Raw genomic sequence first — 12,599 nt, forward strand, 5'->3', positions numbered from 1 at the left:
CCCTGCGAAAATCATGACAGATTAAATTGAATTATGTATGCAACGCTGTGAGCGACCGTAAGCAGTCGGTTTAATAATCTTTCCGGCCACTCACCACCGGCCACTTTTTAATTCACGCCAAAATATCATGCAACACATGCCCATGGACATCGGTCAGTCGCATGTCGCGGCCGGAAAAACGGAACGTCAACTTTTCGTGATTCATGCCCAACAGGTGCAACATCGTGGCGTGTAGATCATAGATTTCGACGCGATTTTCGACCGCATGATAGCCAAATTCGTCGGTGGCACCATAGCGGATTCCCCCTTGGATCCCCCCGCCGGCCATCCACAGCGAAAACCCCTGTGGATTGTGGTCCCGGCCGTTTTTCCCTTGTGCAAACGGGGTGCGGCCGAATTCGCCTGACCAGACCACCAGCGTCTCATCCAGCATGCCACGAGCCTTGAGATCGGACAACAAAGCCGCGATCGGTTGGTCGACGACGAGGGCGTTTTTTTCGTGGCCTTCTTTGAGGTTTCGGTGTTGATCCCAGCGGTCATTGCCCACGTTGGGGCAGGTCAACTCAATGAACCGCACCCCCCGTTCCACAAGCCGCCGCGCGATCAGGCATTGTGCAGCGAATATTTGTGTTTGTTTGAAGTCATGGTCCATGCCGTACAGTTGTTGCGTCGCCGGGGTTTCGCCGCTGAGGTCCATCAGTTCCGGCACCGCCATCTGCATCCGGTAGGCGAGTTCGTAGTTGGCGATTGCCGATTCCAAAGAGTCGACCCGTCCGACGCGGTCCAACGTCCCGGCATCCAAATTTCGCATCAGCGCCAACTTGTTGCGCTGCAATTGCGAGTTTTGTTCGCTGCGTTTGATATTGGCCACCGGCGGGTTCGAGGGTTTGAAGATCGAGCCCTGGTGCGTCGCCGGGAGAAATCCGCTGTTGAAGCAATCTAACCCTCCCGGCGGAATCAAGCCGCCATTGAGCACGACGAAACCGGGCAGGTCCTGGTTTTCACTCCCCAGCCCATAACTGGCCCAGGCCCCCATGCTGGGCCGCCCTTGGATGCCGTGTCCCGTGTGCAGAAAATAGTTGGCGTTGGTGTGTTCCGGGAATTGCGCGACCATGGAATTGATCACGCACAGGTCATCCATGTGTGTCGCGATGTGCGGAAACAACGAACTGACCGGCAGTCCGCTCTCGCCATGTTTTTTGAATTTCCAGGGCGACCGCATCACCTTGCCGACGGCATCGAATTGCGTCGGTTCGACCTTCAGAACCGAGTGCGGATCCTTTCCGTCATGTTTGTCGAGCGCCGGTTTGGGATCAAATGTATCGACTTGCGACGGCCCACCATCCATATACAGATAGATTACACTTTTCGCTTTGGGAGCAAAGTGCGGCTCTTTGGGGGCGAAAGGATTTTTGTCCGATGATGTCTTCCCAGCCGAAACCGTTTCACCAAACAAACCGGCCAAAGCCAACCCGCCAAAACCATTGGCGCAGCGCAACAACATCTCGCGACGACAGATGGGCTGTTCGATGAATTGTCGGCAATGGGACATGATTTGACTGCTATTTTTAAAGGGACGGTTTTTTGTTGGACCACGGAGGCACGGAGGCACGGAGTAAGAAATAGGCTTTAGGCTGTAGACTTTAGTCCTTAGGAATAAAAATACTTGTTCGCCCTGGTATGTCTTTCCTAAAGACTACGGCCTAAAGCCTGTCCCCCCAACTCCGTCTCCTTAGTGCCTCCGTGGTGAATCAATCCGCAACGGGCATCACTCCACAAACGTAAACTCTTTGAGCGTTATCAGTACATGGCATAAATCGGCCCACACGCGTGGATCGTTTGTGGCTTCCTCGCCAGCGATGTCGTAGGCTGTTGCTTGTGATATCAAAAACGCCTCCGCCGTTTCAGTCTCTTTCGTGCTCGGCGGACGGGCGTAGGCTTGTTGGTACATCGTTTGAATCCGCTGGGCACGATCGTTTTCAGCATCAATCAACCGCTGGGCCCACAACTCGGCCTGTTGTTTCACGAAGGGGTCGTTCATCAAGATCAAGGCTTGCGCGGGGACGTTCGATTCCGAGCGACCGCCGACGGTGCTGAAGGGGATGGGGGTGTCGAAGGCCAGCATCATTGGCGAGAGGAAATTGCGGTTCACGCGAATATAAATACTGCGCCGCCCGTCGCCGTCGAGCGGGCCGTCTTTTTTGGGACGTCCGCGGCCTTCCATGAATCGGGTCAGGTGGATGGGAATGCTGTTGCCGAAGTGTCGGCTGTCGAGCCGTCCGGAAATCAGCAAGATCGCATCACGAATCGCCTCTCCTTCGAGACGTTGCATCCGCATGCGGTGCAGCAGTAGATTCTCTGGATCGGTCTCTTCGGCCGCCGGATCGGTGACGTGGCTCGTCATTTGATACGTCCGCGATAAGACCAACCGGCGAATCAAACGTTTGATCGACCAACCATCGGCCATGAATTCCGCCGCGAGGTGGTCGAGCAGTTCCGGATGTGTCGGTGGCTGCCCCAGCACACCAAAGTTATCGACCGAAGCCACAATTCCCCGGCCAAACAGGTGATGCCACACGCGATTGACGATCACCCGAGCCGTGAGCGGATTTGTGGGATCGACGATCTGCTGTGCCAATTCTAAACGTCCGCACGCGTTGAGGATTGGTGGTTGATCAGGTCCGGCAAGAACCTCCAAAAATCGTCGTTGCGCAACTTTGCCCAGTTTTTTGTGGCTGCCGCGAATATGAATCCGTTCATCTTCCGGCGAACCAGCGGTGAGGGCCAAGGCTTTGATCGGAGTGGGGACCGCGTCGGCGCGTGCCTGCCATTGCTTGGTCGTGGCCGCCCAATCGCTTTCAGGCAGTTCAATCAATTGCCCAGCCATGACCCAGTGCAACAACTGCAGGTCATGCGCATCAGCCTCGCCCGCGTGCCACTTCGATAGCGCGGTTCGCCAGCGCTGCCCGGCAACGGTACTGAGTGCAGCGGCCGAATTGAGCGGTTCGCTTTTTAGCAATTCAAGAATCACCGGGTCAGGCGTGTCGTGCGGTTGGCTGTTGCCAATCCGAATTTCATCGACTGCCACAAATCCGTCGCCATCGTCGATCAGTTCGATGTAGGCCTGATGGCCCAGATACTTGCCGACGTTCTGCTTTCGCCAAACATAACGGCCATCGGTGTTGACGTCGAATTTCATATCCCCAAACAGCAGCCCGCTGAATTCGTTCATGTAGTAGCCATCGATGATCAACCGAATCCGCCCTCCGCGGCCCGCCATGCGATAGAACATTCGATTGCCGGTGATCGTAAACGTCGGCGACCGCAGCACGCCTTGCAGTTTGCCTGCCAATTGTCCGCTATGGGCCACGCCCGCCGGCGCGGGTGCTGCTACGGGAGACGTTGCATCGCTGTCATGTGCCTGGGTCGGACCCGCGCCAAACGCAGTTCCCGTGACAAACCAATCGCCGTAGTCACCCGCATTAAAATCGGCGAACAGCTCGGTGTTGGCAAACGTGTCCTCAGCCGTTTTTGCAGCTGTCGCCAACTCGGCAATGACGTCTTGTTTCCAAGCGGCAAAAGTTGATTGCGGTTTTTGTTGCAGACTTTTGACGAGTGACTTAAATAGGAAATCGGGCTGCGCGGGTTGATCCTTGTCCGTCGGTTTGACGGCTTCGATCCAACGATTTAGCCGCTCCGGATCGAGCCCCCGTTCTTGCGCGAATGCCCCGGCCGTTGATTCTGAGGTCGTTTGTGAAAAATCAAACGCCGCACCGAGATACGCGGCAAAATCCGCGGCGGATTCATCCGACGGTTGGGGAACAACTGTTGTGAATTCCGCGTTCGCCTTGTTGCGCAGCTGGCTCAACTGGGCAGCAGCGTTGGCGATTTTTCCGTGTGGGTCCAGTAATGCCACATCTTTGCGCGAGCTTTGCAGAAAACCGGCCAGCGCGTAGTAATCTGCGGTCGTAATCGGATCAAACTTGTGGTCGTGGCAGCGGGCACAGGCGACGGTGATTCCCAGAAACGTCTTGGCCATCACGTCAATCTGGTTATCGATGCGACCCGCTTCGTCGCCGCGCACATCAACCGGGGCGTGTGTCGCTTCACCCAAATACCAAAACCCGGTGCCGAGGATCGATTCGTTGTACTGTTCCTCCGGGTGCATCCGCGGATGCGGCAGGAGATCGCCGGCAATGTGTTCGCGGACAAAGTCGTCGTACGGCACATCGGCGTTCAATGCGCGGATGACATAATCGCGATACCGCCAGGCATGATGTATCGGAAAATCAAATTCGTGACCGTGCGACTCGGCGTAGCGGACCAGATCCAACCAATGTCGCCCCCAACGTTCTCCGAATTGCGGTGAGGCCAACAATCGATCGACCAGCCGCTCGCTGGCTTGTGGGGTATCGTCCTTGAGAAACGCATCGACTTCTGCCGGTGTGGGGGGCAGTCCGGTGATGGCGAACGATAAACGCCGAATCAGCACGCGACGCGAAGCCTCGCCCGCCGGTTGCAGGCCGCTCTGCTCCAATGCTGCCAGAATGTAACGGTCGGCGACCGTGCGCGGCCAAGTCGTATTTTGCACAGAGGGAGGATCGGTTTTTTGCAGCGGTTGAAACGACCAGTGTTTGGCGCGCTCAGCGAGATCAAATCCGTTGTTCGTGGTTGAGTCGGGGACCTCTTCAGCGGGCCACGGCGCGCCCATTTTGACCCACTTCGTCAAATCGTTGATGGCAGCGGCCGGCAGTTTTCCGGACGGAGGCATCTGGTAGCCGTCGTCGCCGTACCGGATCGATTCAATCAACAGACTCTCGTCCGGCTCGCCCGGCACGATCGCTTCGCCGGTATCGCCGCCTTGTATCAACCCCGCCCGCGAGTCGAGTCGCAAAGCCCCTTTTTGTTTATTGGCGCTGTGACATTTGTAGCAGTGCGTCGCCAACACCGGCCGCACTTTTTTCTCAAAAAACTCCAATTCCGCCGCCGTGGGATCTTTAGCGAAACACGCAGACGCGTCACCGCACAATGCAACAATGCAGGCCAACACAAATCGGGGGAATAGTTTCATGCTTCGGTCGGGTTTGAACAGGAGTGCAGCGGTTTTGGGGTGGGCGCGAGGATTGTCGAGGTGCAAAGAATGCTCAACTGTTGATTATCGACTCTCGCACCTACGTGCGTCAATGTTAGGTAGTTTTCTCTGCGACATGGCGCTTGTCAGCGAGCTGTCTTAAGAGGTTGGGGCGGGATTTTATTAGCAATCCGTCGCAAACCCGTGTTACGATACGCCTCATCCGCACGCGCTATTCTCCTATGAGTCGCCCCGTGACCGACATCCTCCAAGACGATGAACTGTTGCTCGACGCCCTGCGGCTTAGCCTCGTGACGGGGATCGGGCCGCGGCTGACTCAAGTGCTGCTTGAGCGGTTCGGCACACCCCGAGAGGTGTTGGCTGCGCCGCCCGACATGTTGCGTGCTGTGCCGGGCATCGGACCGAAAGTTGCTGCTGCGCTGTTTGAGGCGCGGAGTAGCGATGCGGCGCAATTGGTCCTCGCGCGTTGTCGGCAACGGGGAGTGAACTTGCTAGCGCCGCACCGCGCGGACTATCCAAATATGCTGCGAGAAATCCCCGACCCGCCGGCGGTACTCTATTGCCAGGGTCAGTTCGAACCGCGCGATTCTTTGGCCATTGCGATGGTCGGTTCACGAAGCTGTTCGCATTACGGGCGGCAAATTGCGGAAAAATTGGCCGGTGGGTTGGCCCGCGCCGGAATGACGGTCGTCAGCGGATTGGCGCGGGGCATTGATGGCTTCGCGCATCGCGGCGCTCTACAAGCCGGCGGTCGCACGATTGCCGTACTTGCGACCGGTGTGGACGAAATCTACCCGGCCGAGCATGTCGAGTTGGCTCGTGAAGTCGCAGCGCAGGGCGCGGTAGTTAGTGAATCGTCGTTGGGACAAAAACCGTTGGCGGGATTGTTCCCGCAACGCAATCGCATCATCAGCGGATTGTCATTGGGGGTGATCGTCGTCGAGGCCTCACGAAAAAGCGGCGCGCTGCATACCGCGCGGCATGCTATGGAACAGGGCCGCGAAGTCTTCGCCATCCCCGGCCGGATCGACTCCCCCGCTAGCGGCGGTTGTCATGACCTCATTCGTGACGGCGCACGCCTGGTGACGTCGGTCGATGATGTCCTCGAAGAACTCGGCCCGTTGACCGAACCGGTCGCGCTTCCCAAACAGTCGTCGCCACCGCCGGAACAAAGTGCTCCCCCGGCCACCGAGGAGGTCCACAGTCCGCGGGAATTATCGCTCAGCGATCAGGAACGGCAGATTCTGAGTTTGGTCCCCAAGGAGTCCGTGCACATCGACGAAATCCTCCGCCACGCTGACATCGAACATTCCCGTATCTTGTCGACATTGACGGTCTTGGAAATGAAACGCATGGTGCGGCGGTACCCCGGCGGGAACTATTGCCGCTGTTGAGGCAGCGGCTGAGCAAGCGTCGTGGTTGCTTGGCGCGACCATCGAAAATTCGCGGACCCACGCTGGAGTATGGGGTTGAATGCCTCAATGGGCCGTCCTGCAAGGTTTTTCTCATCGCAGAGAATCGGTAAATCTGTTGCAATCCCCTAGCCATGGGTGTTGAGCGGTCTGAGGCCGTATATTACGATGACTGCCCATTTAATTAGCACGACGGCAAATACATGACGGTCCTGAGCCCGTCCCCAATCAGTCGCAGTCACCCACACGGCGAGGTCCATGATGGCAAAAAAAGGGTACGACACGGTTTTATTATTTGGCGCACCCGGCGCGGGCAAAGGGACCCAAGGCGCGATTCTTGGGCAAATTCCCGGTTTTTTTCATCTGTCGTGTGGCGATGTCTTTCGCGGCCTGCACATGAATTCCCCTGAAGGGCGGGAGATCTATAAATACAGTTCCCAGGGGAAATTGGCACCCAACGATCTGACGGTGCGGATCTGGAAGCGGGGCATGGACGCATTCACGACCCGGTCGGACTACAAACCGGAGGAAGATTTGCTGGTGCTCGACGGCATTCCGCGGAATGTCGAACAGGCCGAGATGATCGTCGAGCACGTCAACGTTCTCAAGCTGATCCACCTGGTCTGTCCCAGCGAAGAGGCAATGATGCACCGCATGCGACGACGGGCGATTCGCGAAAACCGCGCCGACGACGCCAACGAAACTGTCATCCGCCATCGCTTCGAGGTTTACCGTCAAGAGACGTACCCGGTCTTGGATCACTACCCCAGCGAAATGATCTCCGAAATCAACGCCATGGGTTCCCCGGCAGAGGTACTACAACAAATCCTCAACGTCGTCGTCCCGGTCCAAAACGAACACTTCGCGAAAATCGGGCACGAGATGTTGTAGGCGGGGCGTGGTGGGGATGCGGTCCCGGAGAGTAAACGACTGGTAAGGCATCACTATTATTTTCTGCCGAATGGCTAATTCGCAGTACCCTATGGCAATGCTAGGGATCCCCTGCTTAGTAGATGTTCTTTGGATTTCTGGCGTAGACTTCGGCCGGTTCTTTTCCAACGAGCAGCACTAACCCAGCAATGGACATCGGATAGGAGAGCATCCACATCCAATAGCCAACGCCTACGCGGACGGTCAGCATCCATGCCGCAGTAGCCGCAAAACAAGCAACACTTAAGCAGGCCAAATAAATGATCACCACTTTGGGCCGACCATTCACGAAAAACGGCGTCAGCCAGAAAGCGACGTTCACTAAAGTGTAGAAAAACGCGATCGGATCGAACATCCAGAAAACGGGGTAACAAACATACAAAAGAATTTCGTAGCCCATTAGAAGGTTTGGAATAGCATTGCCATCATTGCCGAAAACTGCTGCCGGAAGGTAAAGTGCCGCGTCGTAACTGCACCAAGCCAGGCCCAACAGAACTGATCCCCAAGTCGTGCGGTGATTCATAACAGCCGACCTTCATATTGTTGCGTAATCCGGGCCGTTCGAAACAAATTCCACATTTTCACTTCACTGCCGCAATTCATCCTTCATCTGCTGCAACTTCTCCAGCGCCGCCAACGGTGTCATCGTGTTGATGTCCATGTCGCGGATTGAATCCAGCATGGGATGCGGCTCGACGCCGAAGAGTGAAAGTTGGCGGTTGTTGCGGTCGGTGTGGCGGCGGGGGATTTTGGTGCGGCCGTGTTCATCGACGTGGTCCGCTTCGAGCGTTGATAAAATGACGTCGGCCCGTTCCAGCACGCCGGTCGGCACACCCGCTAAGCGAGCGACGTGGATGCCGTAACTTTTATCCGCCGAGCCTTCGACGATTTTGTGCAAAAACACAATCCCATCGTCATCTTCGTGCACCGAAACGTTCCAGTTGCTGGTGGCTGAAAGCGTTTTGCTCAGTTCGGTCAGCTCGTGGTAATGCGTGGCGAACAATGTGCGGCAGGCGATGATGTCGTGCAAAAACTCGGTGATTGCCCAGGCGAGCGAAATACCGTCGTAGGTGCTCGTCCCACGGCCGATTTCATCTAGAATCACCACGCTCCGCTCGGTGGCGGCGTTGAGAATGCGGGCGGTCTCGGTCATTTCGACCATAAACGTACTTTGCCCGCGGCCCAATTCGTCGCTGGCCCCGACCCGCGCGAAGATGCGGTCGGCAATGCCGATCGTGGCTGCGTTGGCCGGGACGAATGAACCCATTTGCGCCATGATCGTCAGCAGCGCCGCTTGGCGGATATAGGTACTCTTTCCCGCCATGTTCGGGCCGGTGATCAATTGCACCATGCAGTTTTCCGGATCAAGCAACACATCGTTGGGAACGAATTGCCCGGTCGGCTGCAGTCGATCCAACACCGGATGCCGGCCGTCGCGAATATCGAGCAACGGATCGTCCGTCAGTTGTGGCCGGCAATAATCGTTGCCCACCGCCAACACGGACAACGCCGTCAGCACATCGATCTGAGCCAGAATCTCAGCCGTGGTTTGCAAGCGGGCGACGTGTCCGCGGACCGATTCCCGCAGGGCTGAGAACAACTCCTGTTCCAAGGCATTTGCTTGATGTTCCGCTGTGAGCACCTTCTCTTCGTGCTCTTTGAGTGCGGGGGTGATATAGCGTTCTTGGTTTTTGAGCGTCTGTTTGCGAATATACTCCGTCGGCACTTTGTCGGCGTTGGCGGCGGTGACTTCCAGGTAATACCCAAAAACCTTGTTGAAACCGACTTTCAGATTTGGAATGCCGATCCGTTCCGCTTCGGCCGCTTGGTAACGGGCGATCCATTCCTTGCCGCCGCGGGCGAGGTCGCGGAGTTCATCCAGTTTCTCATGAAAACCAACGCGAATCAGTCCCCCGTCGGTATAGTTGAGTGGCGGTTCATCAACGAGTGTGTTGTCGATATCGGCGCGGATGTCGGCGCACAGGTCGAGGTTGGCTTCCAGTTCGCGCAACAATTCACTGCTGCGGCCGGCAAGCTTGGCTTTGAATTTCGGTAACAGCGTCAAAGTCGCAGCGAGAAATCCGAGATCCCGCGGGCTGGCGCGGCCGGTGGCAATACGGGCGGTCAGTCGCTGCAGGTCGTAGGTCTGTTTCAAACAATCGCGGACGTCACGGCAAAGTACCGCATCGGGCAGCAACTCCTCGATCGCATCGAGCCGCCGATTAATAGGCACCGGGTCGGTGAGCGGGTTGGACAGCCAGTCAGAGAGCAACCGCGCCCCCATGGGCGAAACGGTTTCGTCGATCACCGAGAGCAAGCTGCCGTCACGCGCGCCGTCGCGGAGTGTTTGCGTCAATTCCAAGCTGCGGCGGGTTGCTTCATCAATGATCAAATTCGTGCCGCGACGATACGGTTCCAGCCGCGTAATATGATCCAGCGAACTTTTTTGCGTCTCCTGCACATACTCCAACAGCGCTCCAGCGGCAGCCACGCCGGGGGAGGTGATATCGACATCGAACCCCTCCAGCGTCGTTGTACCAAAGTGTTTGAGTAATGTTTGCCCGGCATTGTCGGCCGCGAAACTCCACGGCGGACGTTCGCCGATCAGCATCCCGTCGGCAAAGCTGAGAGTCTCTTCCAGCCAGTCGGGACGTTGGCCGCTGGGGACGAGACACTCCGAAGGTTGCAGCCGCGCCAGTTCGTCGCCCAGATGCGCCGGTGCTAAATCGGCCGTGACAAAGCGTCCAGTGGAGAGTTCCAGCCACGCGATACCGACGGCTGTTTTGGTGGGAAAGATCGTGGCCAAAAAGTTGTGTTGCCGCGGATCGAGCAGAGCGTCTTCGGTCAGTGTGCCGGGGGTGACAACGCGTGTCACCTCGCGGCGGACCAACCCTTTGGCCTGTTTGGGGTCTTCGACCTGTTCGCAGACTGAGGCGCGAAAACCGGCCTGAATCAATTTATGCAGATAACCGTCCAGCGCATGGTAGGGAAACCCGGCCATTGGCACCGGATTGGCGGAGGATTTGTCTCGGCTGGTCAGCGTGAGATTCAAAACCCGCGCGGCTGACTCGGCATCCTCGTAAAACAGTTCATAAAAATCGCCCATTCGAAACAGCAGCAGCGAATCGGGATACTCCGCTTTGACCTCCAAGTACCGCTGCATCATCGGCGTCAGTTTTTTTGTGTCGCTTTTGGAAGCAGTCGTTTTGGATGCGGCCATCGGTGGTGTGGATTCAAAAAGTAATAGGGCGAAATCGCGAACGTCGCTGTGAGCGCTTAAAGGATACCTGCGACCGAAAGCTGGTACTCCTATTTTTCCGGAAACAGTTGGCTGACGCTGGTGCGGTCGTGGACCGAGCGGATCGCTTCGGCGAAGACCGGGGCGACGGGGATGATTTCGATGTTATCGGGAAATTCGTCAAGCCGATATTCGATGGTGTCGGTCATGAACAGTTTTTTAATCACGCTCTCCCCAATACGCGGCGCTGCTCCGCGGGAGAGCACGCCGTGGGTGACAGCAGCGTAGATGTCCTTGGCGCCGCGCAGTTTGAGAATGTCGGCCATGGCAATTAGCGTTCCGCCAGAGATGGTAAAGTCATCCACCAACAGCACGTTTTTATCTTCGACGTTGCCGATCACTTCCAATGCCTGGACGGTTTCGTCGTGGCTGGTGCGGAGTTTGTTGCCGATGACAACCGGCGTGCCAAGCAGGTCCGCATAGGCAGCCGCATCTTTGGCGAAACCAATGTCGGGGCTACAGACGACCAGATCTGGGATGTTCAGTTTTTGGATATGATCGCAGATGACGTGCCGGCCGTAGAGATGATCGACGGGGATGCCGAAGAATCCTTGGATTTGCGGACTGTGCAGGTCCATTGTCAGCACGCGGTCGCAGCCGGCGACTTCTAAGGCGTCGGCGCATACCCGCGCGCGGATGGAGACACGCGGTTCGTCTTTTTTATCCCCTTTGGAATAGCTGAAAAAGGGAATTACGGCGGTCACTTGCTGTGCGCTGGCTCGTTTGAGCGCGTCGATCCAAAACAGCAGTTCCATAAAGTTGTCATTGACCGGCAGGTGGACGCCTTGAATGACGTAGACGTCGCGGCCGCGGACGTTTTCCAGCACCCGGACAAAGACGTTCCCCTCGCTGAACCGCGGCGCTTCGGACGGAAGCAGTTGCACACCCAATTCCGCAGCGATTTTTGCTGCCAATTGTGGATTTCCGGTCCCCGCCAACAGCGTCAAGTCCCCTTGCGGGGCTTGAAACGATTGGGGCCGCGGCCCTGGTCGCGGGCCTGGTGCCGGTGTCAATTCCGTCATAAGTCGGGTTCCACGTTGTCGGTTGGGCAGAAGAGTGGTTGCGTTTCATTCGCGCAATGGTTTCGCCCCGCTGCGACGGGACGTCCGCCGATTCCCTCGGGAGCCACTGTTTCTCTCCGGAGAGCGCGCGCGAGGGCGATTTTTCCTATCTTTGCATCATATCGGGGGGCGACGACAACTCAAGCGCGGCGTCGTTTTGGACCGCACCTGTGGCAGGGGGAGGAAAAAATCCCCTGAAAAAATGCCGTTTCTATCGGTTTTCGGGGTTGCGACAGCTTCGTCGGCCGATCAGGATGATGGGGAACAGCGGCTTGCTGTTGGAATGACTCAGGGTTTTCCTCTATTCCCTGACTTTTCAAGACTACCAAGCGAAATTTCGTTGACACGGCCTTGATTGTCCGTGATAATTCCAGGAACATAATATAGGCTGTATGGGGCAAATCTTAAGCAATTTGGGCAGTCTTCGTCATGCATGGGGCCAATTTTGTGTGACGTGCCGGGTAAGAAGGTGACCAAACGATGATCAACAACAACGACGAAAATCACGAAATCGATATGACACCACAAGACGCTCATCGCGCGAAACGACGGCAGTTGCTCAAACGTGGAGCATTGCTGGTTCCAGCAATTGTCACGCTGCACGCACGTCCCGCGCATGCCCAAACCAACGGATCGTATGGCTACAATAGCTACACGATCGTGAATGGATCGCCGGAGTCGGTCAATGGCTGCTGGCACACGCAAGAAGAGGCTCGCGAACACGATGAGAGACGAAGAAGTCGTCGCTAATCCCTTATTTTTGCAGTCCCTAAATCTCCATGCGTTGGCCCTGCTGGCCGGTTCCT

General features: G+C 56.8%; 8 protein-coding genes. 3 read left to right on the top strand and 5 right to left on the bottom strand.

Features of this window, described 5'->3' with window-relative positions; all coding sequences use genetic code 11:
- Positions 1–112: 112 nt before the first annotated feature.
- Both CA54_RS08935 and CA54_RS08940 read right to left on the bottom strand, forming a co-directional pair.
- Positions 113–1,552, bottom strand: a complete 1,440-nt coding sequence (locus tag CA54_RS08935; protein WP_146370446.1) for a DUF1501 domain-containing protein — start codon at positions 1,550–1,552, stop codon at positions 113–115.
- A gap of 216 nt (positions 1,553–1,768) precedes the next feature.
- Complete coding sequence (locus CA54_RS08940; RefSeq protein ID WP_146370447.1) at positions 1,769–5,071, bottom strand: PSD1 and planctomycete cytochrome C domain-containing protein; 3,303 nt, start codon at positions 5,069–5,071, stop codon at positions 1,769–1,771.
- A gap of 254 nt (positions 5,072–5,325) precedes the next feature.
- On the opposite strand from CA54_RS08940, the gene dprA reads away from it, so the two are divergent.
- Positions 5,326–6,486: a DNA-processing protein DprA gene (dprA, locus tag CA54_RS08945; protein ID WP_231963011.1), complete on the top strand. Its 1,161-nt coding sequence runs from the start codon at positions 5,326–5,328 to the stop codon at positions 6,484–6,486.
- Positions 6,487–6,762: 276 nt separating this feature from the next.
- Complete coding sequence (locus CA54_RS08950) at positions 6,763–7,395, top strand: adenylate kinase family protein (RefSeq protein WP_231963012.1); 633 nt, start codon at positions 6,763–6,765, stop codon at positions 7,393–7,395.
- 115 nt (positions 7,396–7,510) lie between these two features.
- On the opposite strand, the gene CA54_RS08955 is transcribed toward CA54_RS08950, so the two are convergent.
- The 3 genes from CA54_RS08955 to CA54_RS08965 form a co-directional block, all read right to left on the bottom strand.
- Positions 7,511–7,957, bottom strand: coding sequence for a hypothetical protein (locus CA54_RS08955; protein ID WP_146370449.1), 447 nt, complete (start codon positions 7,955–7,957; stop codon positions 7,511–7,513).
- A 63-nt stretch (positions 7,958–8,020) separates the two neighbouring features.
- A complete protein-coding gene (mutS, locus tag CA54_RS08960) occupies positions 8,021–10,654 on the bottom strand; it encodes a DNA mismatch repair protein MutS (RefSeq protein ID WP_146370450.1) in 2,634 nt (877 codons plus the stop codon).
- Between the two features lie 89 nt (positions 10,655–10,743).
- On the bottom strand, positions 10,744–11,754 hold the full coding sequence (locus CA54_RS08965; RefSeq protein ID WP_146370451.1) for a ribose-phosphate diphosphokinase: 1,011 nt from the start codon (positions 11,752–11,754) through the stop codon (positions 10,744–10,746).
- 519 nt (positions 11,755–12,273) lie between these two features.
- Between CA54_RS08965 and CA54_RS08970 the strand changes: the two genes are divergently transcribed.
- Positions 12,274–12,543, top strand: a complete 270-nt coding sequence (locus CA54_RS08970; RefSeq protein ID WP_146370452.1) for a hypothetical protein — start codon at positions 12,274–12,276, stop codon at positions 12,541–12,543.
- Positions 12,544–12,599 lie beyond the last annotated feature (56 nt).

The organism is Symmachiella macrocystis, from assembly GCF_007860075.1.
Taxonomy (GTDB): Bacteria; Planctomycetota; Planctomycetia; order Planctomycetales; family Planctomycetaceae; genus Symmachiella; species Symmachiella macrocystis.